Below are 23,255 nucleotides of genomic sequence, written 5' to 3'. Positions count from 1 at the left end.
AGACCTAAAAAATGGGATTTTTCAGGGACTTGTCCAAACAAGCGAAACGTATGAGTAGCGATGAGGAGTTTCTAGGTTTTATTAAAGTTATAGAAAGCCTAGTCTCCAAAATCCTTTCCTTGGCAATGGTTGCGGTTATTTTAGTTTCAGTTGTAGACTTAATTGTTTATTTATGGCAAGACTTATTTTTTCAGCCACCAGTAGGGTTTTTCTCGACCACTGTTATTAAAATTTTTGGCTTTTTTCTGAATATTTTAATTGCTTTAGAACTATTAGAAAATATTACCGCCTACCTGAAAAATCATGCTGTTCAGGTTGAATTAGTTATTATCACTTCTTTGGTGGCTGTAGCTAGAAAAATCATTATTTTAGATTTAGAGAAAGTTGATGGCATAGAATTGATTGGTTTAGCGATCGCTATTCTAGCTTTATCAATTAGTTTCATGATCGTTCGCTTTATAAATAAGAGATCCCGTGATGAGCACTAAATTCTTTCAATTCGAGGCAGATTTTGTTAGTAGCTTGCGCTGTATTCCTATGGTGGTCAGGTATAAATTGGACACTTGCGGAATCAAGTTAAAATTATCCCATTGGAATCATTTTAATTTAGCAGAAAGAGAAGCACTGGTAGACCTACCCTGTACAACCGCAAATGAAATAAAAACCTATCGGGAATTTCTCCAGCAATTAGTAACTAAGCAAACTGGATCGCCCGCGTCCGAATTAGCAATTGAACAAAATCCTGCTTGGATGGATAGCAAAAATATTCCTTCTGAGGTGTTAGAAAAAGCCAAGGAAGTAGGGGTAAATATTACAATTGAACAATGGGAAAATTTGTCTTTTGTGCAACGTTTTGCTTTAATTAAACTTAGCCGTCCCAGCCATGAAAATCATAACTTTTTGCCAGCAATGAAAGAGTTTAATTTGATGTAAAGTCGGGGCAATTCATGAATTGCCCCGACCACTGGGGACTGGGGACTGGGATTTCTTATATAAATCGATCGGGTTTACTTTAGTTCTGATTCTGTTGATTCTTCAGGGAAAAAGTTTTTTTCTAGTATTTGCTCTAAATTGTAACTGCATTCTTTACTGAGATCTTGCACCTGCGATGCGAGCTATTAGCCCGGAAATCAATTTCCGGGCTAATAGCTTCGAGTCCATTTTAATGGACTCAAAGCCTTTGAATATTACGAATATTTCTGAAAATTTTCAAACCGCTCCAGACACAGAGGACGCTCCAGAGAAGAAGGAGTTTTTATGATTTCTTTCAAGCGGCTAATTCGCTAACTCCTAACTTTTTAAACATTGCTTCTCGTGCTTGCATTGCTAACCCATCATCTAATGATTTTAACTCAACATTTGTCTGATATTTTTGTTGTAAAGCTGTTTTAATTAACCAATCAGCTAAAAAGGGATTTTTCGGTAAAACTGGGCCATGAGAATAGGTAGCGATCGCATTATGATAAAACGCCCCCTCCATCCCATCTTCGCCATTATTTCCGTAACCGCTGATTACTTTTCCTAACGCTTCAACTTTACCTAAATAAGTCCTTCCGCCATGATTTTCAAAGCCAATAATTACAGGCGGTTTACCTAACATTGCTCTTAATTCTTCAGCTAATCTCGATGCAGTAATTTCAAAAACTACGTTACCAATACAGCGTTTTGCGTCAATTCCCGGATGCTTACTTACAAAGTCAAATAACCCTAAACCTTCAATTCTTTGACCTAATGCAGGTTCATAATAATGACCTAATAATTGGGGTGCGCCACAGGTAAAAACTCCGGGTGTTCCTGCTTCAATTTTCTCGCGCAATGCGGTTGCTTTGGCACCTTTTAAATCGCGCATGACTATTTCTTGTTGTCTGTCTTGTGCGCCGCCACCAACTAACAAATCAACTTGATGAATTTCTGTTACTGATGCTTGCAAATCTAGGGGAATTACTTGTACATTGAATCCATACCATTGGGCGCGTTGTTGGATGCAGATGACGTTTCCGCGATCGCCATAAGTACTCATCAATGTGGGATAAAGCCAACCAATTTTTAATTCCATCTGTTGATTGTTCATTGTGTTTTTAATGGGGTTAAAACTAAACTACCTCTTGCCGGAAATTTGCCGTTTGCAGGTTGTTCAAATCGCCAGTGTTGGATAAACTGGTTTAAGAAATTCTGCCCTAAAATTCCGTCAACTGCAAGCACTTTCAACACTGAAGTATTTAAAACTACTGCTTCTAGATTATTTAGTTGGTAATTTTGCATTTTAACTTGGTCAAGTGTGAGAGATTTTGCAGGTTCTAAACCGCAAAAACCTTGCACGCTGATATCTTGCATTTTACTAGAATCGACAGCTAATTTATCCGCTACTTCCTGGGAAATAAAGATACTTTCCGCGCCAGTATCAATTAAAAAAGTAAATGGCCCTTTCCCATTAATTTCTACTTCTGCTAACATAACGCCTAGTTTACCTTGCAGAGGAATAGCACGATTTTTCTCTGCTCTGGGTAACACGGAAGGCGACAAAAGTTGTAATTGTTGTTTTTGGGGATTGATTATTAAATCAAACTGACTAAAAAAATCCATTCCCAAAACGCCTGTTAATTCATCAGGAATTACCGCCTTTGACAATTCTAAAACCATTAAATCATTGATTTGGGCAGTTTGGGCATTTATAGTCGGTAAACGATGTAAGGTAGCATCCATATTTAAGCAATCATTACCCGCCACAGCAAATTGCACTCTTTCTCCGGGAATTACAGTTCCTTTTAAGTTTAATTCTCGGCTTAATTGAGTTGCAATCATCGAAGTTGCTGCACCTGTATCTACTAAATATCTGCCAGATTTTCCCCCTAATTTTAAATCAATAGTCCAAACTTGTCCGCCTTCAACTAAACGCATTGGTAAAGTCGCTTCGCCTGAAACTTTTGGCGGTGGTAGTTCCATATTTTGCAAACGAACGATCGCTTTTAGCTGCGATATTTTGTCAAGTGCAAAGCTTGTTTTTAAATTCAGATTAATCGCTGAGACGGAAATATTTTCTATTAAACCACAGATGAAACACAGATGAACACAGATGAACACAGATGAAATTAAAAATAACCTTGACTTACTCATATAATTCTCGTTTTTCTCTCCTCTCCTCTCTGGAGCGTCCTCTGCGTCTGTAGCGGTTCCAAAAAAAACATTAAACTAAGAACAAGTAGTTAAAGGATTACCACATTGATCGTCAACTGCTAACCAACCTTGAAGTCTTTGATAACCAACAAACGCCCATTTACCTTGACATCCTAACAATTTTACTCCTGTATTAGAAGGAATTGTTCCTATTTCCTTTCTGCCGCGATCGGGTCTAGAATAAACAGAAACTTTCTTTTTATCATAACCGCGAGTAGTAGTGCCTAATTTAGAAGCGTAAACCCAACCTTTCCCTGTAAAAACCGTTTTCCCACTCGCATCTTCAGCTTTATTAATTGCTAACCAATTGCCTTGAGAAGCAATTACATCAACCAATACTCCATCTGTATTTGTCGGCAATTTTCCCAAAATTTGTCCGTTAATATTTGGGTTGGCGCGAACATTTAAACCTTGAGGATCTTTATCAATCACGTAAGCGTAGATTTGACAAGCTTTTTGATTAGATGCCACTTGTTTTTGTAAGTCTGTAGGTACAGATTGAGAAACCAAAAACAGATTGGGATTTTGCCAACCGACGACAACACCTAATAATACATTAGCTAACAATGCGAGTTTCATAAGTGCTCCTGGGAAATTTAAAGGATTTGTTTACCTGTCAGCAATCCCCGCACTTCTAACATTGCCGAATAGGTTGGTAAAATGTGTAAAGTTTCACCAACTGAGGTGTGTTCTAATGCGGTAGCGATCGCCTCCGATAAATCCTCTTTGACGATCAATTTACAGCCATTGTTCCCGTTAGTTTGGCTATACTTAATCCGTAACGCCATATCATAAACGCGATCGCCACTAACCACAATATTTCCCCCCGATGCAACCAACTTTTCAGTATCTACATCCCAAATCCAAGAAACATCAGTACCATCGGGAATGCGATCGTTTAAAACCATCAAAGTAGTAGCCGCACCACCAGCTTTTTTAATCTCATTCACTGTGCGAATTGTCTCATTCATCCCCACCGGATTTTTAGCTAACAAAATCCGCACTTTCTTACCCGAAATTTCTAACTCTTCCGCCCGTCCGAAAGCAGCTTCAAAAGTTTTGATTGTCTCTAAAATAACTTTTTCTGCAACGCCGATTTGTTGCGCTAATAACGTAGCCGCTAGGGTATTATATTTATTGTAAAGTCCGATGAGAATTTGCGGCCATTTGCTACTATCAATATTAACTTTGCTCTTTTTAAATCCGCAATTCGGGCAATCAAAATCTCCTAAATGGGAAAGGTAAACACCTTGATAATTTAAAGATTCACCGCAACTTGGACAGTAAATTGAGTCTACCGCGTGCGGAATTTCATCTAAATAATATTGCGGTTCGCTTAAGCCAAAGAATAAAACTTTTTGCTGTAAATTCTGCCCTAAATGAGATAAAGTCGGATCGTCAGCATTAGCAATGATCGCTGTATCTTGAGGGAGAGTTGCGATCGCTTTTGACCAACGTTGGCTAATTATATCAACTTCCCCATATCTATCCAACTGATCCCGAAACAAATTCAAACACAAAATAAACTTCGGTTGAATCTTCGGTAAAACCTTGGGAATCACATTTTCATCAACTTCTAAAATCGCGTAATCTGCCTTTAACTTACCGAACAAATTAGTCCGTTCAATTAACGCCGTAGCTAAACCATTTTCTAAATTCGCGCCAGCTTCATTATGTACAACTCGCCAACCTTGATTTTCTAACATTTTTCGCAGCAACCGCGAAGTTGTAGTTTTCCCATTCGTCCCCGCAATCATAATTACGCCATACTTCACTTGGCGACTCAACAAAGATAAAATCTTTGGTTGAATTCGACTAGCAATTTCTCCGGGTAAAACACTGGCTGCACCTAGTTTGAGCGCTCGAATTATATAAGTAATTGTATTTGCCGCTGAAACTGCCACACTCAATCGCAATTGATCCACCAAATTAATTTTCACTACCCCATCCTTGCGAACGACTAAAGTCATTACTACAAACCTACAAACTCAGTTGGGATTATATCGTTTCTTTGGAAGTTTGCTACAGACGATCGATCTTGCCTCAAAAAATAAGAAGTGATACCGCCTTTATAACTGACGGTATCACTTCTTAAGCAATTGTTGAATTTATTACACCAAATCCACTCCTGATTACCAAAGACCGCGAATTGGTGGCGGTGGTGGTGGCGGTGGTGGTGGCGGTGGTGTTACCGCAATTGGTGGTCTGTACAATCTCACTTCGTAACCGCACTGTAACCTTGTTGCTTCCACCAGCGTTCCCGGTCGCAAAGGCAGGACGGCGGCATCCACCAAATCCAGCCTAACATCTTCAAATTGACCGTCTTCCGCTTTAATTGTGGCTATATCGCCGACAATGCTGACTATTCTGCCAATCAGCTTCTCTCCCGTGTCTAATTTCAGGCGATTTCTTTCTTGCCCTTGTTGGGAGTCACAATAACTTCTTTGTTTTGTACTAGGTGGTTCAGCAGCGATCGCTGGATGCACTGCTAGCAGGGTCAGCAACAGCAATACCCCCCTGCTCATCAATGCGTTCACTTTCCTCACATCCATTACAACCTCACTTGGAGACGAATTTGCTACAGACAGAACTCTTTTGCTCAGTTCTTGGTAGCTACCCGGAGCATATCTACTAAAAATTCACCAGTTGCCAGAGGTAGTTGCTTTTTTTGGGAACTTTATTATATAGACATTGGTCACGGATAGACAGGTAATAATACCTGGCTTTTTTAGCGCTATTTAGAACCGCAGAAAGCGCATCTACAGCAAATAGCACTTCTTGACACTCCCACCGCTAGATCGCAAGCAATAAGCGTGGGATTCCTGATTCATCGAGCGATGCTTTTTAATGTCAAAATTAACGAGTCTTACTCACTCTCCACAGGCTTAAAATCCGGTATGCCCTACCGTACTGCTCGCGTCTTTGGCTTTGAACTTGTCCTTTGCACCTGGTTTTTCGCGAAAAGACTCCATTTCTTGGCCAATTGAATCCTAACATGAATTACTCAAGAATGTTTCCAGAGGGTCGGTTTATTTGTCAAGAGCAATTGATCTGGTTACTAACCCTAATAGCTCCGATACGCTACGCGAACAGCTATACCGGGAGTCAAGAGAGCTTGATTTAACATAGCGGATCTTTGACTAAAAAAGCATGAGTAGGAAATTAAAATACTATAAGATCTAACCGACAAGCTGACATAAGTCTGAATTCTCGTTATATCGTTTGCTAGGAATAACAAATGAAAGGAATGGTGAGAGGAGAAGCATTAACTAAAAGCTTCCTGCTAATCTGCTTTAGTACAGCATTTTTAACTTTGTGGACTCAACAGCTGGCTACAGCCTCTATCTTCAGGAATAAGGAAGTAGAACTTGCGAAAAGTCAGCTAATACCCCAAGGTCATGTAGTATCCACAACTGCATTACCAACTCAAACTCCTGATACTGTGCAACCATCTCCTGTAAGTCCAGTTGAAGATACTTGGTTGAAGATTAAGTTAAAAGAACGTCGCGTTTATGTTTACCGAGATCATCAGGTAAAAACTAGTTTTCCGGTTGCGATCGGCAAACCTGGTTGGGAAACTCCCACAGGCAGATTTCAAGTAATACAAATGGTTAAAGATCCAGCTTGGCAACATCCTTGGAATGGGAAAATTTTTCCCCCCGGCCCAAATAATCCTTTAGGTGTGAGATGGATTGGTTTTTGGACTGATGGCAAAAATACCATTGGTTTTCATGGTACTCCCAACGAACGAGTGATGGGACAAGCAGTTTCTCACGGTTGCGTCAGAATGCGAAATCCTGATGTAGTTGCTCTATTTGAATTGGTCAAAGTAGGCACAACAGTAGTAGTAGAACATTAGTATATCTACGGTTAAATTTCGGCAGTTTTCACCAAAAATTTCCCCATCTACTTCTCCCTGCACTCAAAGTGCAGGGTTTATTTCTATTAAGTCTTTACCTGTTTGCTTTTAACTACATAAATGTTGTTTATTTAGAAATATTACTAAGCTAACTCTTTATTTCTTAAATCTCAATCTAACTACATTAGTTTATTATCTGTTGAGAAATGTTATTGATATTTACAAAATAAAATTTACAAACATTAAGTAATGCTGTTTAAATCAGCACAGATGAAAGTAATTATGCAAAACTAAAGTCAGAAGCCAAAGCGTAGTTATGTTACATGAACAAAAGCAACACAAGCATACAATCTCAAGTTAACCAACAGTAAAAGACCAGTGAGATAGCCAAAAATCCGTCTTTTCTTAAATAAGAGACTAAGAAAAAGGAAAGAAAAGATTAAGCTAGATGAGTTTGACTTGTTGAATGTGTTATGAGCTACAAAAACACCTTGGGCGTTAAAAGATACTAGCTCGAAACCGTAAGGAAATAAACTATGCAATCGACAACAACAAAAAACCCACAAAAAGCAACAAAAGAACATCCCAGCGGAGATAAGCGTTTTAAGGCATTAGACATTACGATGAAGCGTAATCAACACCGTCAAGATGCCTTAATTGAAGTACTACATAAAGCACAAGAATCATTTGGTTATTTAGAAGAAGATGTATTACTCTATGTTGCCAGAGGATTGAAGTTACCTTTAAGCCGTGTCTATGGTGTCGCCACATTCTATCATCTATTTTCTTTGAAACCGAGTGGCGCTCATAGTTGTGTAGTTTGCTTAGGTACTGCTTGTTATGTAAAAGGTAGCGGACAAGTTTTAGAAGCACTAGAACAAAAAACTGGAATTCATCAAGGAGAAACTACTCCAGATGGACAAATGTCGCTGATGTCAGCACGTTGTATTGGTGCTTGTGGCATTGCACCCGCAGTGGTTTTTGATGGCACAGTAGCGGGTAAAGTTACACCTGAAGAAGCGCTAGAAAAAATCAAAGGCTGGGGAGTTAAGCAGGAGTAATTGCTAATTAATTCCTGGGAAACTTACCAATTACCAAATAGTATTGACGAATTAGTGATTTAACGACTATGGATATCACAGAATTGCAAGAAATTGCGGAAAAGGAACGTGCTAATCAGAAAGAAATTCGCGTTCATTGCTGCACTTCTACAGGTTGCCGTGCTGCCAATTCAATGGGAGTAAAAAAGAATTTGGAAGCGGCGGTTAAAGATCATGGAATGGGCGATCGCGTTCAAGTTGTCGGCGTTGGTTGCATGGGCTTTTGTGGCAATGGCCCATTAGTAGAAATTGTCTCCCAAGAAAAACTTTACGAACAAGTTACACCCAACGATGCAGAAAGTATTATTAATGCTTTAAATGGTGGTGGTATTCCTACTGCACCAGAAGGCGATTTAAAACATCCATTTTTTGCTCGTCAAGTGCGAATTGTTCGGGAAACTAGTGGCAAAATTGATCCCGAAAGAATAGAAGAATATATCGCTGCTGGTGGTTATCAATCACTATATAAAGTGATTCATGATTTCACACCGCAACAAGTAGTAGAAGAAATTACTAAAAGCGGTTTGCGGGGTCGAGGTGGCGCAGGTTATCCTACAGGTTTGAAATGGGCAACTGTGGCGAAAATGCCACCCGGACAAAAGTATGTAGTTTGCAATGGTGATGAAGGCGATCCCGGTGCATTCATGGATCGATCGGTCCTAGAAAGCGATCCCCACAGAGTTTTGGAAGGAATGGCGATCGCAGCTTATGCCGTTGGCGCAAGCGAAGGTTACATTTACGTTCGCGCCGAGTATCCTTTAGCCATTGAACGATTAGAAACTGCCATCAAACAAGCTAAAAAATACGGCATTTTAGGCAGTCAAATCTTTGAATCAAATTTCGACTTTAAAGTGAGCATTCGCATCGGTGCAGGTGCATTTGTTTGCGGCGAAGAAACAGCTTTAATTGCATCCATTGAAGGCGGTAGAGGAAATCCTCGCCCTCGTCCTCCTTATCCAGCACAATCGGGACTTTGGGATTGTCCAACTTTAATTAATAACGTAGAAAGCTTCGCTAATATCGCCGTAATTATCCGCGAAGGTGCAGAATGGTACGCTAGTATTGGCACCGAAAAAAGCAAAGGAACCAAGATTTTTGCTCTCACTGGAAAAGTGAAAAATAACGGTTTAATTGAAGTGCCAATGGGCATTACTTTGCGCGAAATAGTTGAGGAAATGGGCGGCGGAATTCCAGGCGGCGAAGTAAAAGCTGTGCAAACAGGTGGGCCTTCTGGCGGTTGTATTCCTGCTTCTTTGTTGGATACTCCTGTTGATTATGAATCACTCGCTAAAGTCGGATCGATGATGGGTTCTGGCGGTATGGTGGTGATGGATAAAGACACAAGTATGGTGGAAGTTGCCCAATTTTATATGGAATTTTGTCGGGGCGAAACTTGTGGAAAATGTATCCCTTGTCGCGCTGGTACGGTGCAAATGTATCAGGCTTTAACTAAGATTTTGAAGGGCGAAGCGACTGAGGTTGATTTGGTGAAGTTGGAAGAACTTTGCGACATGGTTAAGTTTACTAGTTTGTGCGGTTTAGGTCAGTCGGCACCTAATCCAGTTTTGAGCACTTTGCGTTATTTCCGTGAGGAATATTTGGCTTTGTTGAAGCAGGGAGTTCTTAATGGAAAGGTTGCTGTTCATGGTTAGAGTTTTAAGGGATTTGAACCGCAGAGACGCAGAGGACGCAGAGAAGAAAAGGGAGGGTTTATGTCTGTTAAGACTTTGAAGATTGATGGTAAGGAAATAGCGATCGAAGAGGGCGCGACGTTATTACAAGCGGCTAAGGAAGCGGGGATCAGAATTCCGACTTTGTGCCATTTGGACGGTGTTTCTGATATTGGTGCTTGTCGATTATGTTTGGTTGAAGTTGCGGGAATTAATCGGCTTTTACCTGCTTGTGTGACGGAAGTTTCGGAAGGAATGGATGTGCAAACAGACACTCCGAAGCTGAAGGAATATCGCAAAATGATTATCGAAATGTTGTTTTCGGAAGGTAATCATGTTTGTGCGGTTTGTGTGGCGAATGGGAATTGTGAATTGCAGGATTTAGCAATAGAAATGGGGATGGATCATTCTCGTTTCCCCTATCGTTTCCCGGAACGCGATGTTGATGTTTCTCATGATGAGTTTGGCATCGATCATAACCGTTGTGTGTTGTGTACAAGATGCGTGAGAGTTTGCGATGAAATTGAAGGTGCTCACGTTTGGGATGTGGGTTTTCGTGGCGCAGCAGCTAAGGTGATTACTGGGTTAAATCAACCTTGGGGCACGGTGGATGCTTGCACTAGTTGCGGTAAATGTGTGGAAGCTTGTCCGACTGGGGCGATCTTCCGTAAGGGCGTAACTGTGGGAGAAATGGATCGCGATCGCAGCAAGTTAGATTTCATCGTTACCGCACGGGAGCAAAAATTATGGACAAGATAAGATTCGCTACAGTTTGGTTGGCTGGTTGTTCTGGTTGCCACATGTCTTTTCTCGACTTAGATGAATGGTTAATTGATTTAGCTGAGAAAGTCGATGTGGTTTACAGTCCTGTCGGTTCAGATATTAAAGAATATCCCGAAAATGTGGATGTTTGTTTTGTGGAAGGTGCGATCGCCAATGAGGAAAATTTAGAGTTAATTCTCAAAGTTAGAGAGAGAACTAAATTCTTAGTTTCCTTCGGTGATTGTGCTGTTACGGCTAATGTTCCAGCAATGCGAAACATGATCAAAGGGACCGATCCGGTGCTCAGGCGCTGTTATTTGGAATTGGGCGATATAACTCCACAATTACCAAATTTTCCCGGCATTGTTCCCGAATTACTTGATAAAGTACGCCCGGTACATGAGGTAATTAAAGTTGATATGTTCTTGCCCGGATGTCCGCCCTCTGCACCAAGAATTCAAGCCGCATTAGAACCACTTTTAAGGGGAGAACAACCTGTAATGGAAGGGCGAGAAATGCTCAAATTTGGTTAATTGTCATTGGTCATTAGTCATTGGTCATTGGTTCGGAAGTTAAAGATAACAAATAACAGATGACAAATGACTAAAACCCACTGATAGTAAAAGTTAAAAAATCAGGGTTTTATGAGTAGAAAAAACTACAAAAATCACATTTTTTGGCAAGGGCTAATTACTCTGTTGTTACTTTTACTCATCGGTGGTATCGTTAGCCAATTTTTGGGGAACTCTTCCTTAGCTGCTGCGGGACAGTCGGCAATCGTTCTTAAGGTGATAGATGGCGATACCATAGATGTAAAAATGGCACAATGCAGAATCCCACTAAACGGAAATCCTCAACAATGTAGAATTCGTCTTGCCTGTATTGATGCGCCAGAAAGGAGGGACAGTCCTTTCTATAAACAAAGCAAAGACCGACTGCAACAATTACTACCTTCGGGAAGCAATATTACCATAAAAGATACAGGAACAAATGCAGGAAATCGTGTGGTTGCTGAAGTATTGACGGGCGGAAACTCTGTCAATATTCAAATGGTCAGAGAAGGTAAAGCAGTTGCTTATTGCCGACATTTAAAGGATTGTCCTGATTTAAGCAACGGTTTATTGAGTGCCGAAGCAGCAGCAAGAAAAGCAGGTTTAGGAGTGTGGAATACCCAACAACCTTGGACAAGAATGAGACAAAATCACCCCTGTCGTAGTTAAGCAAGTAGAGCAAAGATTCAAGAGGATTTTATGTCCAAAACAGTAGTTATTGACCCGGTTACGCGCATAGAAGGACACGCCAAAATTTCGATTTATTTAGATGATGCTGGCGAAGTAGATGATGCCCGATTTCATGTAGTCGAATTTCGCGGTTTTGAGAAGTTCTGCGAAGGTCGCCCGATGAGTGAAATGGCAGGAATTACAGCCAGAATTTGTGGTATTTGTCCAGTAAGTCACTTGTTAGCTTCCGCAAAAACTGGCGATAAAATTTTAGCCGTAAAAATTCCGCCAGCAGCCGACAAATTGCGCCGAATGATGAATTTGGCACAAATTACTCAGTCTCACGCTTTAAGTTTTTTCCATCTCAGTAGCCCCGATTTCTTGTTAGGATGGGATAGCGATCCCGCAACTAGAAATGTGTTTGGTTTAATTGCCGCTGATGCAGAATTAGCCAGAAAAGGTATTCGTTTGCGTCAGTTTGGACAACAAATTATCGAATGGTTAGGCGCGAGGAAAATTCACGCAGCTTGGGCGGTTCCAGGTGGTGTGCGATCGCCTCTTTCCGAAGAAGGAAGGACTTGGATTCGCGATCGCTTACCCGAATCTCGCCAAACCATAGAATTAGCTTTAAATCTGTTTAAAGGGATGTTAGATAATCTCACAACAGAAGTCCAAGCTTTCGGTCTTTTCCCATCTTTATATATGGGTTTAGTCGGCAAAAATGGCGAGTGGGAACATTACGACGGACATCTACGTTTTGTCGATAGTGAAGGCAATATTGTGGCTGACGGACTGAGTGAAGATAATTACAAAGACTTCATTGGTGAAGCAGTGGAAACTTGGTCTTACCTCAAGTTTCCCTATTACAAAGATTTAGGTTATCCTGATGGAATTTATCGTGTAGGGCCATTAGCAAGACTGAATGTTTGTAATAATATTGGTACGCCAGCAGCAGATAAAGAATTGTTGGAATTTCGCGATCGCGCAGGTGGAAAAGCTGCAAACTCCTCTTTCTTTTATCACTATGCGAGATTGGTGGAGATATTGGCGGCGATCGAAAAAATTGAACAATTAGTAGACGATCCCGACGTAGTTTCTAGTCGAGTTCGCGCCGATGCAGGTGTTAATAACTTAGAAGCAGTTGGTGTTAGCGAAGCACCAAGAGGCACATTATTCCACCATTATCAGGTAGATGAAAACGGTTTAATTCAAAAAGTTAACCTAATTATTGCTACCGGACAAAATAATTTAGCAATGAACAAAACCGTTACCCAAATTGCTAAACATTACATTCACGGAAACGAAATTCCCGAAGGAATGTTAAACCGTGTCGAAGCAGGAATTCGTGCTTTCGATCCTTGCTTAAGTTGTTCCACTCACGCAGTTGGACAAATGCCATTGCATATCGAATTAATCGCCGCAAATGGCACAGTTGTTAACGAAGTTTATCGTAATTAACAGCTTGGTAGGGTGCGTCAGAAACGACAAATTTAGGCGAAAATACTAATTTTACAATTCTGACGCACCCTACATAACTTAACTTGATTAATTCGGGGATATTTAATTTACAAGGAATCCCAATCCCTAGTCCCTAGTCCCCAGTCCCCAAAGAATATGAAAAAAGAAAATTTATACCTTTGTATGGGTTCTGCTTGTCATCAATTAGGAGTTTATGAAGTATTGCCAAAACTCCAAAGTATGATTATCGAATATCACTTAGAAGACAAAGTAGAGTTAAAAGGTTCCTTTTGCTTGGAAACTTGTAGTGATGGCATCGTCATGAAATTTCGAGACAAGGTATTTATCAAGATTAGTCCAGATAACATTGAGCAAAAATTCACTGAAGAAATTTTGCCAAATATAGTTTAAAAGCGAGGAAATAATGTGTTGAAAAAAAGTGAAAAGTCTCTTTGGGAACTTCTCTGGGAATATGACCCAAACGGCTTAATTGTGATCGATCAATCAATGCAAATTACGCTGGTTAATCCCGCATTTGGTCGAATGTTTCAAGTAGACCGAGAGGAGATCATTGGTCAACCAGCAACAGTAGTTCTCAATGATGTCAAAGATTTTCAAAAAGCCTGGGAAAAAAAACAGGTAATTCGAGTTCCAGAAGTAGAATACTCGGAACTTGATATGTATGTAAAAGAGGTAATTTTTCCGATTCCAGATGAAGATTTGATCGCCTGTATCATGGTGGATATTACCCATGAAATCCATCGCGAAAAAGAAATGATGAAGCTAAAAAGTGAGACCTTAGCTAAAGTAAATGAAGTGGTAGACAATCAAATGAAAGTAGTCCAACAAATTGCTGGGTTACTAGGTGAAACTACCGCAGAAACCAAGGTTAGCTTATTTAAAATAGTCAAAATGTTAGAACGGGAGATTTCTGAAGATGGATAATTTTTTGGATATTTGCGACCTCAGTTTGAATAAAAAGGGGGAAGAACTTTGCGGCGATAAAGTCAAATTTCGCCGCGCTGGAAGTAAAACGACTATTGTGTTGTCTGATGGTTTAGGAAGTGGCGTAAAAGCAAATATTCTCGCTACTCTCACGGCAGAAATTCTGATCACAATGTTGAATGCTGATGTGCCACTTGAAGAAGTGATTAAAACTGTAATTGGCACTTTACCCATCTGTCAGGTAAGGAAGATTGCTTACGCTACCTTTACGGTGATTCAAATCGATCACGAAACTAATAAGTTTAAAGTAATTAATTTTGATAATCCTCCCATTCTCTATTTTAAGAAGGGTAAGTTAGTTCAATTAGAATCAAAGAAAGAACAAATTTTAGATAAGAAAATTACCTTTTGTGAGGGTGATTTGGAAAGGGGGGATTTTTTGGGCGCTGTTAGTGATGGCGTACTTTACGCTGGATTAGGAGAAACTCTTAACTTTGGTTGGGGTTGGGATAGTATTTCTAAATATATTGAAGAATTGTTTATTAGACAAGTGAATACAGCCCGAAATATTGTTCATCATGTAATTAGTGAAACTCATTCTCTTTACCGAGGGAAAATGGGAGATGATGCTACATTTGTGGGGTTATATCTGCGGCGGCGGAATCCTTTAATGGTATTTACTGGCCCACCTTTGGAAAAAACTAAAGATAGAACTTATGTGGATAGATTATTAAAATTTGATGGACGGAAGATAATTTGTGGTGGTACTACAGGTAATATTGTGGCTAAATATCTGGGTGAAACTATTGAAATGGATATTGCTACAATGCGAAAAGATCTGCCTCCGATCGGCAAATTAAAAGAAATAGATTTAGTCACAGAAGGCATATTAACAATTTCTAAGGCGATCGAACTCCTAAGAGATAGCAACTGCGATCCATCAAGATTACCAGTAGATAGTAATGGCGCAGTAATGTTAGCTAGAGAAATTTTAAATGCTGATTCTATCTTGTTTTTAGTGGGGCAGAAAATTAATGATTTTTATCAAAATCCCCTCTTGCCGAAAAACATTTCAATTCGCCGTAGTTTGGTAGAAGAATTAGTAAAAATATTGCAAGCAAAACAAAAGGAAGTTAGTGTGGAGTATTGTTAAAATAACAGTTAGTAATCTTCCTTTAATAAGATGAATTCTAATCTTTCCGCGACATTACAGACTCTAAATAAGTCTTTCATTGTCATTGGTTACGGCAACGATTTACGTAGTGATGATGGCATTGGCCCTCGCGTTGCTCAGGAAGTAGAAGCTTGGGGTGTACCAAATGTTAAATCTTTAGCTTTGCATCAATTAACGCCGGAAATAGCAGACACAATTAAAGATGTTGATGGTGTAATTTTTGTCGATGCTTGTCAATTACCCGATGTTCAGGAGGTGCAAGTATTAACAATAGAAGCAGAAGAAACGGGAAAAAGTATGACCCATAATGTCGATCCCCGATCGCTTCTCGCCCTTTCCCAAACTCTCTACAATTCCCATCCCCATGCTTGGTGTATTAACGTACCAGCTGTTAATTTTGAAATGGGAGAAACTCTTTCTCCGGTTGCAGAACAAGGAGTTTTTCAAGCTTTAGAAAAAATTGATTTTATCCTACGTCAGCAAACTCATCATTAGGAAGTTTAATTTTACAAATGCCCGAAGTTAGCTTAATGGAAAATGCTTATGTTATCGCACGATCGCAAACCGATCGCCCAAATTAACCTGAAAGGCATCCAATTGTTAATTATTGAAAAGGTCGGTAATGTTAGTTGGTTCTGCGGCTTATGATCGTAAGTGAGGACTCACACCTTAGTTAACTATCAGTAACTCTGGGAGAAGATAAACCGTTAAAATATACTACCATGTTTCAAACTGTTGAGAGCGTAAATGTTAACAAAGTTGACATTGATGAAGTGGTAGAGTTTAACAGAGAATTAGCGATCGCCAACATTAAACGAGTCGTTCCTCAAGCAACTACCCTGGAAGTTTCTGCTCGTACAGATTGGCAAATGGAAACTTTTTATAGTTGTTTAGAAGAACACATTACTCATCAATTTACTACTAATGTTTTTAGCCATTAGTTTTTGACAAAAGACTCATCTCTCAGGAATAATTACTAATGGCGATTGATCCAAATTAGAGGTAGAAAAATGTTAAAAGCATCAGATATTATGACCAAAGAAGTCGTCACTATTCGTGGTTCATCGACAGCAGAGGAAGCAGTAAAATTGATGCGAGAAAAAGGGTTGCACACTCTGATTGTCGAGCGTCGCCACGACCAAGATGCTTACGGCATCGTCACAGATAGTGACATTGTTTACAAAGTAGCAGCTTTTGGTCTAGACCCGAAAAAAGTGCGTGTCTATGAAATTATGACCAAGCCTTGCGTTGTGGTCAATCCTGACCTGGGTGTAGAATATGTGGCGCGGTTATTTGCTAATACCAACATTCGCATCGCGCCAGTAATTAAAAATGAATTGATGGGCATAATTTCCATTACTGATATTCTCAGTAAAGGTGACTTTGTAGAACGTCCCAAACAAAATTTCCTTGAAGAGGAAATCCAAAAAGCAGTTGCCAATGCCCGTGCTATTTGTGCAGAAAAAGGCCCAAATTCTAGAGAATGCGCTGTTGCTTGGGATATCGTTGAAGAACTCGAAGCTGAAGCCGCCCACCAACGCGCTAGCAAACTGGAAAAAACTTCATTTGACAAGTATTGCGAGGAATTTCCAGACGCTCTAGAAGCTCGGATGTATGATGTCTAATAAGGTAGGTAATGGGTAATGGGTAACGGGTAATAGGTAAAGAAAAAATTACCTATTACCTATTACCAAAGACTTATAAATAAGCAGAAATGACTAATCATAAATACCCAAAGGGTATTAACGGTGACGATTCTGGAACAAAAACTGGCAGAGTTAGCTTTGGCAGTGTGATTAAAGAAGTTAATCTCGCCTACGTTCCCAAAGCCCAAAATAGATGATTATCTGCTTATTTATGTAAGCTTTGCGCCTTTATTGATGACCAAGAAGCAGCCGAATAAACACTGAGAGATTTAGCTGCAATTAGTAGCAAATCAGACTAAATTAACTTGTATATTTATCAGAGTGGTTATTCTCCTCTCAGTTTATTAATCAGTTTATTAATTCTCAGCAAGCGATCGTTGCAAAGATTACATTTATTTCTGTGAATATTATAAATTGTTACCAAATCTTGATGCAGCGTTAAAAAATACTAAAAAGTTGTCCCCATAATCCATCTTTGGTTAGATGATAAAAGAAGGAGCAATAAGGGAACTACCCTGAGAAAAAATTCTCCGTTAATGCTTATGAGTAAAGGATTGGGTTGATTTCGTACCTGGTTTATCAATAGAAAAAGCAACTACAAAGTTGTTTTAATAAGGCTTAATAATCACCTGTTTCAACAGTGTGGTGACTAAAAATATGGGTGATTTTAGCCAAAGATAAACAAGGCTTACAGAATTTAGGCAGAGAAAAAATACCAACGGAATTCTGTAAAAAAACAAGCAAAACCTAGTGGCTAACAAAGGTTTGAGATAATGACTACAAGAACTTATGCAACGATCGACGGTAACGAGGCAGTAGCTTATGTCGCTTACCGTTTAAATGAAGTAATTGCCATTTATCCGATTACGCCTTCTTCACCGATGGCAGAATGGTCGGATGCCTGGACATCAGAAAATAAACCCAACATTTGGGGAACAGTGCCATCAGTAGTAGAAATGCAAAGCGAAGGTGGCGTTGCTGGTGCAGTTCACGGGGCGCTACAAACGGGCTCGTTAACAACAACATTCACGGCATCTCAGGGATTATTATTAATGATCCCGAATATGTATAAGATTGCTGGCGAATTAACGCCTACAGTATTTCATATTGCCGCCCGTAGTTTAGCTGCTCAAGGACTTTCGATTTTTGGCGATCATAGCGATGTGATGTCAGCGCGTTCCACTGGCTTTGCCATGTTGTGTTCCGCATCAGTACAAGAAGCACATGATTTCGCTTTAATTTCTACAGCAGCTAGTTTAGAATCACGGATTCCTTTCTTACATTTCTTCGACGGATTCCGCACTTCTCACGAAGTACAAAAATTAGAATTGTTGACCGAAGATGATATGCGATCGCTAATTCCCGACGAGTTAGTATTTGCTCATCGCGAAAGAGCCTTATCACCCGATCGACCAGTATTAAGAGGAACTGCACAAAACCCCGACGTTTACTTCCAAGCAAGGGAAACAGTTAACCCATTTTATACAGCTTGTGTAGACATTACCGAAAAGGCAATGAATGATTTTGCCAAACTAACTGGACGGCAATATCAACTGTTTGAATATCACGGCGATCCCGCAGCGGAAAGAGTGATTATTTTAATGGGTTCTGGTTGCGATGCCGCCCATGAAACCGCCGACTATCTCAACAATGTAAATCAAAAAGTTGGCGTATTAAAAGTTAGATTGTATCGCCCGTTGGATGCCAAACGCTTAGTAGCAGCATTACCCGAAACTGTTAAGAGTATCGCAGTTTTAGACCGTTGCAAAGAACCGGGCGCAGGTGGCGAACCTCTCTATTTAGATGTAATTACTGCCTTAACCGAAGAAAATCGGACAGGCATTAAAGTAGTCGGTGGACGCTACGGTTTATCATCCAAAGAATTCACTCCAGCGATGATTAAAGCTGTGTATGATAATCTCGCTGTTGCCGAACCGAAGAATCATTTTACAGTGGGAATTAACGACGACGTTACCCACACCAGCTTAGAATTTGACCCAGAGTTTAGCATAGAACCAGATAGCGTAGTTCGAGCAGTATTCTATGGTTTAGGTGCTGATGGAACCGTTGGCGCGAACAAGAATTCAATCAAAATTATTGGCGAAGAAACTGACAACTACGCCCAAGGTTATTTTGTTTACGACTCGAAGAAATCTGGATCGGTAACAGTATCTCACTTGCGCTTTGGGCCAAATCCAATTCGCTCAATTTATTTAGTCAGTCAAGCTAATTTTGTAGCTTGTCACCAGTGGGGATTTTTAGAACAGTTTGAAATGTTGCATATTGCTAAACCTGGGGCAACATTCCTGTTAAATAGTCCTTTTGGGCCGGAAGAAGTTTGGAGTAAATTACCGCGATCGGTCCAAGAAACCATCATCAACAAAAAACTGAAATTATTCGTTTCCGATGCCAACAAAGTTGCTAGAGAAAGCGGCATGGCAGGAAGGATTAATACAGTAATGCAAGTTTGCTTCTTTGCCCTTTCGGGAGTGTTACCAAGAGAAGAAGCGATCGCCCAAATCAAGAAATCCGTTAAGAAAACCTACGGTAAGAAAGGACCAGAAATTGTCGAGAAAAACATGAAAGCGATCGACAATAGTCTGGATAATTTATTTGAAGTTAAAGTTCCTGATCAAATAGATAGCGAAATAGTTCTCCGTCCACCAGTACCCGACACAGCACCCGCATTTGTACGCGAAGTATTAGGTCAAATTATTGCTAAGAAAGGCGACGAACTTCCGGTTAGCGCCATGCCAATTGATGGTACTTATCCCACAGCAACATCGAAATGGGAAAAACGCAATATTTGCGAAGAAATTCCTGTTTGGGACCCCGATGTTTGCGTGCAATGTGGTAAGTGCGTGATGGTATGTCCACACAGCGTAATTCGCAGCAAAGTTTACGAACCCAGCGAATTAGAAAACGCACCAGAAACCTTCAAGAGTACCAACGCTAAAGACCACGATTGGAAAGGCTTAAAATTCACCATTCAAGTAGCACCAGAAGATTGTACAGGTTGCGGTGTTTGTGTGGATGTTTGCCCAGCGAAGAATAAATCTCAACCGAAACTGAAAGCGATTAATATGGCAGAACAATTGCCATTAAGAGAACCAGAACGGGAGAATTGGGATTACTTCTTAAATCTGCCAAATCCTGACCGCCGCGAATTGAAGTTGAACAAGATTAATCAACAACAAATGCAAGAACCTTTGTTTGAGTTCTCAGGTGCTTGCGGTGGATGTGGTGAAACACCTTACTTGAAATTAGTTAGTCAGTTATTTGGCGATCGCATGGTAGTTGCCAACGCCACAGGTTGTTCCTCAATTTATGGTGGTAACTTACCCACAACACCTTGGGCACAAAATGCCGAAGGAAGAGGCCCAGCTTGGTCGAATTCCTTGTTTGAAGACAACGCCGAATTTGGTTTAGGTTTCCGCGTATCGATCGACAAACAAACCGAATTTGCCGTCGAATTACTGAAGAAATTAGCCAGCGAAATTGGCGAAACTTTAGTAACCGAAATCCTCAACAACGAACAAAAGAACGAAGCCGACATTTGGGAACAACGGGAAAAAGTTGCAGCCTTAAAACAACGCTTAGACGAAGTAATTAATTCAGCATCGGATAACAGCGTTAAATCCAAAGCCAAACAACTAAAATCTCTCGCAGATTATCTCGTCAAGAAGAGTGTTTGGATCATCGGTGGAGACGGTTGGGCTTATGATATTGGTTACGGCGGATTAGACCACGTAATTGCTAGCGGACGTAACGTAAATATCTTAGTTTTGGACACCGAAGTTTACTCAAATACTGGCGGACAAATGTCCAAAGCAACCCCGCGTGGTGCAGTAGCAAAATTCGCCGCTGCTGGTAAACCTGCTGCTAAGAAAGACCTGGGTTTAATTGCTATGACTTACGGCAATGTTTATGTTGCTAACGTAGCAATGGGCGCAAGAGATGAACATACATTGAAAGCATTCTTAGAAGCAGAAGCTTACGACGGCCCATCATTAATTATTGCCTACTCTCACTGTATTGCTCATGGTATTAACATGACCACTGGTATGCAGCAACAAAAAGCAGCAGTAGAATCTGGTGCCAAACTATTGTATCGTTTCAATCCAGAACGAGCAATTAAAGGTGAAAACCCGCTGCAATTAGACAGTCGATCGCCGAAACTTCCGCTCGAGCAATATATGTATGCTGAAACCCGGTTTAAGATGTTAACAGCTAGCAAACCGGAACAAGCAAAACGGCTACTTCAAGAAGCACAACAAGACGTAAATTCTCGTTGGGAAATGTACCAATATTTAGCCGCCCGTCAATTACATACTACTAACGGCAACGGTCATAATGGTCATAGCAAAAAAGGTGAAAGTTCCGACACAGGCGAAGAAACAACAGGCGGAAAACCCGAAGCGTTAAAAGGTTAATTGAAAGGCAGGGGAACCCGTAGGACAGGCATCTTGCCTGTCATCCCCAATCCCCAGTCTTTAACTTTCAGTTCCGAAAGGTTGCCTGATTTATTAGGAGAAATAGAATGGATTTAACTACTAATTATTTGGGATTAACGTTGCGATCGCCTATTGTACCTTCAGCCGCAGCACCCCTCACCGAGAATGTAGACAACATTAGAAAAATGGAAGATGCGGGTGCAGGTGCAGTAGTTTTGCACTCTTTGTTTGAAGAACAAATTCGGCAAGAACGGGAAGAATTACACCATCACCTAACTTATCATTCCGAATCTTTTGCCGAAGCACTCACCTATTTTCCCGAACCAGAAATTTTCCACGTTGGCACAGAAGAATATTTAAATCATATTCGCCGCGCCAAACAAATGGTTGATATTCCGGTTATCGCCAGTCTTAACGGTAGCACGATCGGCGGATGGACAGATTTTGCCAGCCAAATCCAACAAGCAGGCGCAGATGCACTCGAATTAAACATCTATTATGTGCCTACTGATTTCAACATGAGTGGCGCACAAGTCGAACAAAATTATATTGACATTGTTCGCGCCGTAAAATCAGCCGTAACAATTCCCGTTGCTGTCAAATTAAGTCCTTTCTTCAGCAACATGGCATACATGGCAAAACGACTGGAAGAAGCAGGTGCAGATGGACTGGTTTTATTCAACCGTTTCTATCAACCAGACATTGACATTGAAGACTTAGAAGTTCGCCCAAACGTTCTTTTAAGTACACCCCAAGCCATGCGTTTACCGATGCGTTGGATAGCGATTTTGTACGGAAGAATTAGCCCAGAATTAGCGGCAACAGGCGGGATTCACAAAGGACAAGAAGTGATTAAAATGCTCATGGCTGGAGCAAAAATCACCCAAATTTGTTCAGTATTAATGCGTCATGGAATCGCCCATATTCGCGACATTGAAAACGAAATGAAACACTGGATGATCGAACATGAATATGAATCAGTCAAACAGATGATTGGTAGCATGAGTCAAATCAATTGTCCAGACGAATCAGCCTTTGAACGCGCTCAATATATGCGAGCAGTTCAAACTTACAAACCTGCTATTGCTCTCTCATAATAGTTAGGTTTTTTGAATTCCCAGGCAATTAAAAAAACCTGGGAATTTCTTATAGAAGGTAGAAGCGAAACGCAAAAGACGTTAATTTTAATTAAGAGCCAAACCTTTGCGAAAATCAAAAAATCTCTAAAAAACATCTGCGTTCATCTGCGTTCATCTGCGGTTCATCTGCGTTATAAAAAAACTTTCGCCACCAACAATAAAAACATCTGTTTTCATCTGTGTTCATCTGTGGACATCTGTGGTGAAAAAAAAACTTTACCCGTCAGCACTTCACCAAATTACACTTGTAAGCTAAACTTAAACTTTGTGCATTGCCCACAAAAAGAGGAGTAGAATATGTCAGAATTTCTAGACTTTTTGCGACATAAGTTTGCCTACGTAGCTGTAGGAGAATTCAAACCTGGTAAATTTGAAGAAGCTAAACAACTTTACGAAAAAGCAATTTCTACTTACGATCATGGTTTTCAGGGCGCATATTTGTTACAAATTCCCAACACTGATAAAGGTATTGCCATAATCTTTTGGGAAAGCGAACAAGATATGGGCGAAAATCAATCGGAAGCCTATCAAGAAATTTTGAAACAAATGTCACCTTTGTTTGCTGCTACGCCCGTAACAGACTTTTATGAAGTTGTCAGCGAAATGTTACCAAAAGAGTGATTTTTTGATTTAACTAACAAAGTTTTTTTGGTC

General features: G+C 40.3%; 24 protein-coding genes. 19 read left to right on the top strand and 5 right to left on the bottom strand.

Annotation, left to right across the window (positions count from 1 at the left end; translation table 11 throughout):
• Nucleotides 1-11: 11 nt before the first annotated feature.
• Nucleotides 12-488 carry a phosphate-starvation-inducible PsiE family protein gene (locus tag ACE1CC_RS06100; RefSeq protein WP_413269583.1) on the top strand — a complete coding sequence of 159 codons (477 nt, stop codon included), beginning with the start codon at nucleotides 12-14 and terminating at the stop codon, nucleotides 486-488.
• Entirely contained in the window at nucleotides 478-933 is a 456-nt protein-coding gene (locus ACE1CC_RS06095; RefSeq protein ID WP_413269582.1) for a nitrate reductase associated protein, read from the top strand. The genes ACE1CC_RS06100 and ACE1CC_RS06095 overlap by 11 nt, the downstream gene beginning before the upstream one ends.
• Nucleotides 934-1,267: 334 nt before the next feature.
• Here ACE1CC_RS06095 and ACE1CC_RS06090 read toward each other — a convergent pair whose 3' ends face one another.
• From ACE1CC_RS06090 to ACE1CC_RS06070, 5 genes are all read right to left on the bottom strand, one after another.
• Nucleotides 1,268-2,071, bottom strand: coding sequence for a type 1 glutamine amidotransferase (locus ACE1CC_RS06090; protein WP_413269581.1), 804 nt, complete (start codon nucleotides 2,069-2,071; stop codon nucleotides 1,268-1,270).
• The gene (locus tag ACE1CC_RS06085; protein ID WP_413269580.1) at nucleotides 2,068-3,114 is read right to left on the bottom strand and encodes a retroviral-like aspartic protease family protein; all 1,047 of its coding nucleotides are present in this window, start codon (nucleotides 3,112-3,114) and stop codon (nucleotides 2,068-2,070) included. Before ACE1CC_RS06085 ends, ACE1CC_RS06090 begins: the two co-directional genes overlap by 4 nt.
• A 75-nt stretch (nucleotides 3,115-3,189) precedes the next feature.
• Entirely contained in the window at nucleotides 3,190-3,753 is a 564-nt protein-coding gene (locus tag ACE1CC_RS06080) for an SH3 domain-containing protein (RefSeq protein WP_413269579.1), read from the bottom strand.
• 17 nt (nucleotides 3,754-3,770) lie between these two features.
• Nucleotides 3,771-5,144: a MurT ligase domain-containing protein gene (locus tag ACE1CC_RS06075; RefSeq protein WP_413269578.1), complete on the bottom strand. Its 1,374-nt coding sequence runs from the start codon at nucleotides 5,142-5,144 to the stop codon at nucleotides 3,771-3,773.
• A gap of 162 nt (nucleotides 5,145-5,306) precedes the next feature.
• Nucleotides 5,307-5,678, bottom strand: a complete 372-nt coding sequence (locus ACE1CC_RS06070) for a hypothetical protein (RefSeq protein WP_413269577.1) — start codon at nucleotides 5,676-5,678, stop codon at nucleotides 5,307-5,309.
• A gap of 734 nt (nucleotides 5,679-6,412) precedes the next feature.
• On the opposite strand from ACE1CC_RS06070, the gene ACE1CC_RS06065 reads away from it, so the two are divergent.
• The 17 genes from ACE1CC_RS06065 (at nucleotide 6,413) to ACE1CC_RS05985 (ending at nucleotide 23,222) form a co-directional block, all read left to right on the top strand.
• Nucleotides 6,413-7,033, top strand: coding sequence for a L,D-transpeptidase (locus ACE1CC_RS06065; protein ID WP_413269576.1), 621 nt, complete (start codon nucleotides 6,413-6,415; stop codon nucleotides 7,031-7,033).
• 536 nt (nucleotides 7,034-7,569) lie between these two features.
• Nucleotides 7,570-8,094, top strand: a complete 525-nt coding sequence (gene hoxE / locus ACE1CC_RS06060) for a bidirectional hydrogenase complex protein HoxE (protein ID WP_413269575.1) — start codon at nucleotides 7,570-7,572, stop codon at nucleotides 8,092-8,094.
• 68 nt (nucleotides 8,095-8,162) lie between these two features.
• Nucleotides 8,163-9,785: an NADH-quinone oxidoreductase subunit NuoF gene (nuoF, locus tag ACE1CC_RS06055; RefSeq protein WP_413269574.1), complete on the top strand. Its 1,623-nt coding sequence runs from the start codon at nucleotides 8,163-8,165 to the stop codon at nucleotides 9,783-9,785.
• Nucleotides 9,786-9,845: 60 nt separating this feature from the next.
• Nucleotides 9,846-10,562 (top strand): bidirectional hydrogenase complex protein HoxU, encoded by a 717-nt coding sequence (gene hoxU / locus ACE1CC_RS06050; RefSeq protein WP_413269573.1) that lies wholly within the window; start codon nucleotides 9,846-9,848, stop codon nucleotides 10,560-10,562.
• Nucleotides 10,550-11,098 carry an NADH-quinone oxidoreductase subunit B family protein gene (locus ACE1CC_RS06045; protein ID WP_413269572.1) on the top strand — a complete coding sequence of 183 codons (549 nt, stop codon included), beginning with the start codon at nucleotides 10,550-10,552 and terminating at the stop codon, nucleotides 11,096-11,098. The genes hoxU and ACE1CC_RS06045 overlap by 13 nt, the downstream gene beginning before the upstream one ends.
• A gap of 111 nt (nucleotides 11,099-11,209) precedes the next feature.
• The gene (locus ACE1CC_RS06040) at nucleotides 11,210-11,785 is read left to right on the top strand and encodes a thermonuclease family protein (RefSeq protein ID WP_413269571.1); all 576 of its coding nucleotides are present in this window, start codon (nucleotides 11,210-11,212) and stop codon (nucleotides 11,783-11,785) included.
• Between the two features lie 30 nt (nucleotides 11,786-11,815).
• Nucleotides 11,816-13,243 carry a Ni/Fe hydrogenase subunit alpha gene (locus tag ACE1CC_RS06035; protein ID WP_413269570.1) on the top strand — a complete coding sequence of 476 codons (1,428 nt, stop codon included), beginning with the start codon at nucleotides 11,816-11,818 and terminating at the stop codon, nucleotides 13,241-13,243.
• 156 nt (nucleotides 13,244-13,399) lie between these two features.
• Nucleotides 13,400-13,654: a (2Fe-2S) ferredoxin domain-containing protein gene (locus tag ACE1CC_RS06030; protein ID WP_413269569.1), complete on the top strand. Its 255-nt coding sequence runs from the start codon at nucleotides 13,400-13,402 to the stop codon at nucleotides 13,652-13,654.
• 15 nt (nucleotides 13,655-13,669) lie between these two features.
• Nucleotides 13,670-14,188, top strand: a complete 519-nt coding sequence (locus tag ACE1CC_RS06025) for a PAS domain-containing protein (protein WP_413269568.1) — start codon at nucleotides 13,670-13,672, stop codon at nucleotides 14,186-14,188.
• Nucleotides 14,175-15,341 carry a SpoIIE family protein phosphatase gene (locus tag ACE1CC_RS06020; RefSeq protein ID WP_459563810.1) on the top strand — a complete coding sequence of 389 codons (1,167 nt, stop codon included), beginning with the start codon at nucleotides 14,175-14,177 and terminating at the stop codon, nucleotides 15,339-15,341. The genes ACE1CC_RS06025 and ACE1CC_RS06020 overlap by 14 nt, the downstream gene beginning before the upstream one ends.
• A gap of 30 nt (nucleotides 15,342-15,371) precedes the next feature.
• The gene (locus tag ACE1CC_RS06015) at nucleotides 15,372-15,857 is read left to right on the top strand and encodes a hydrogenase maturation protease (RefSeq protein WP_413269566.1); all 486 of its coding nucleotides are present in this window, start codon (nucleotides 15,372-15,374) and stop codon (nucleotides 15,855-15,857) included.
• 227 nt (nucleotides 15,858-16,084) lie between these two features.
• On the top strand, nucleotides 16,085-16,303 hold the full coding sequence (locus tag ACE1CC_RS06010) for a P-loop NTPase family protein (protein ID WP_413269565.1): 219 nt from the start codon (nucleotides 16,085-16,087) through the stop codon (nucleotides 16,301-16,303).
• 69 nt (nucleotides 16,304-16,372) lie between these two features.
• Nucleotides 16,373-16,987 (top strand): CP12 domain-containing protein, encoded by a 615-nt coding sequence (locus ACE1CC_RS06005; RefSeq protein WP_413269564.1) that lies wholly within the window; start codon nucleotides 16,373-16,375, stop codon nucleotides 16,985-16,987.
• A gap of 89 nt (nucleotides 16,988-17,076) precedes the next feature.
• A complete protein-coding gene (locus tag ACE1CC_RS06000) occupies nucleotides 17,077-17,205 on the top strand; it encodes a hypothetical protein (protein WP_413269563.1) in 129 nt (42 codons plus the stop codon).
• Nucleotides 17,206-17,781: 576 nt separating this feature from the next.
• The gene (gene nifJ / locus ACE1CC_RS05995) at nucleotides 17,782-21,441 is read left to right on the top strand and encodes a pyruvate:ferredoxin (flavodoxin) oxidoreductase (RefSeq protein ID WP_413269562.1); all 3,660 of its coding nucleotides are present in this window, start codon (nucleotides 17,782-17,784) and stop codon (nucleotides 21,439-21,441) included.
• A 107-nt stretch (nucleotides 21,442-21,548) separates the two neighbouring features.
• A complete protein-coding gene (locus ACE1CC_RS05990; protein WP_413269561.1) occupies nucleotides 21,549-22,559 on the top strand; it encodes a dihydroorotate dehydrogenase-like protein in 1,011 nt (336 codons plus the stop codon).
• A 339-nt stretch (nucleotides 22,560-22,898) separates the two neighbouring features.
• Complete coding sequence (locus ACE1CC_RS05985) at nucleotides 22,899-23,222, top strand: antibiotic biosynthesis monooxygenase family protein (RefSeq protein WP_413269560.1); 324 nt, start codon at nucleotides 22,899-22,901, stop codon at nucleotides 23,220-23,222.
• Nucleotides 23,223-23,255: the final 33 nt, after the last annotated feature.

The organism is Floridaenema aerugineum BLCC-F46, from assembly GCF_041929345.1.
In the GTDB taxonomy this organism is placed as follows: Bacteria; Cyanobacteriota; Cyanobacteriia; order Cyanobacteriales; family Aerosakkonemataceae; genus Floridanema; species Floridanema aerugineum.
Note: the sequence above shows the minus strand (reverse complement) of the source record. Positions and strands in the feature narration are given on the sequence as shown.

Coding starts and splice junctions, on each gene's coding strand:
- ACE1CC_RS06100 (WP_413269583.1), top strand. CDS start 12: ATGGGATTTTTCAGGGACTTGTCCAAACAAGCGAAACGTATGAGTAGC.
- ACE1CC_RS06095 (WP_413269582.1), top strand. CDS start 478: ATGAGCACTAAATTCTTTCAATTCGAGGCAGATTTTGTTAGTAGCTTG.
- ACE1CC_RS06090 (WP_413269581.1), bottom strand. CDS start 2,071: ATGAACAATCAACAGATGGAATTAAAAATTGGTTGGCTTTATCCCACA.
- ACE1CC_RS06085 (WP_413269580.1), bottom strand. CDS start 3,114: ATGAGTAAGTCAAGGTTATTTTTAATTTCATCTGTGTTCATCTGTGTT.
- ACE1CC_RS06080 (WP_413269579.1), bottom strand. CDS start 3,753: ATGAAACTCGCATTGTTAGCTAATGTATTATTAGGTGTTGTCGTCGGT.
- ACE1CC_RS06075 (WP_413269578.1), bottom strand. CDS start 5,144: ATGACTTTAGTCGTTCGCAAGGATGGGGTAGTGAAAATTAATTTGGTG.
- ACE1CC_RS06065 (WP_413269576.1), top strand. CDS start 6,413: ATGAAAGGAATGGTGAGAGGAGAAGCATTAACTAAAAGCTTCCTGCTA.
- hoxE (WP_413269575.1), top strand. CDS start 7,570: ATGCAATCGACAACAACAAAAAACCCACAAAAAGCAACAAAAGAACAT.
- nuoF (WP_413269574.1), top strand. CDS start 8,163: ATGGATATCACAGAATTGCAAGAAATTGCGGAAAAGGAACGTGCTAAT.
- hoxU (WP_413269573.1), top strand. CDS start 9,846: ATGTCTGTTAAGACTTTGAAGATTGATGGTAAGGAAATAGCGATCGAA.
- ACE1CC_RS06045 (WP_413269572.1), top strand. CDS start 10,550: ATGGACAAGATAAGATTCGCTACAGTTTGGTTGGCTGGTTGTTCTGGT.
- ACE1CC_RS06040 (WP_413269571.1), top strand. CDS start 11,210: ATGAGTAGAAAAAACTACAAAAATCACATTTTTTGGCAAGGGCTAATT.
- ACE1CC_RS06035 (WP_413269570.1), top strand. CDS start 11,816: ATGTCCAAAACAGTAGTTATTGACCCGGTTACGCGCATAGAAGGACAC.
- ACE1CC_RS06030 (WP_413269569.1), top strand. CDS start 13,400: ATGAAAAAAGAAAATTTATACCTTTGTATGGGTTCTGCTTGTCATCAA.
- ACE1CC_RS06015 (WP_413269566.1), top strand. CDS start 15,372: ATGAATTCTAATCTTTCCGCGACATTACAGACTCTAAATAAGTCTTTC.
- ACE1CC_RS06010 (WP_413269565.1), top strand. CDS start 16,085: ATGTTTCAAACTGTTGAGAGCGTAAATGTTAACAAAGTTGACATTGAT.
- ACE1CC_RS06005 (WP_413269564.1), top strand. CDS start 16,373: ATGTTAAAAGCATCAGATATTATGACCAAAGAAGTCGTCACTATTCGT.
- ACE1CC_RS06000 (WP_413269563.1), top strand. CDS start 17,077: ATGACTAATCATAAATACCCAAAGGGTATTAACGGTGACGATTCTGGA.
- nifJ (WP_413269562.1), top strand. CDS start 17,782: ATGACTACAAGAACTTATGCAACGATCGACGGTAACGAGGCAGTAGCT.
- ACE1CC_RS05990 (WP_413269561.1), top strand. CDS start 21,549: ATGGATTTAACTACTAATTATTTGGGATTAACGTTGCGATCGCCTATT.
- ACE1CC_RS05985 (WP_413269560.1), top strand. CDS start 22,899: ATGTCAGAATTTCTAGACTTTTTGCGACATAAGTTTGCCTACGTAGCT.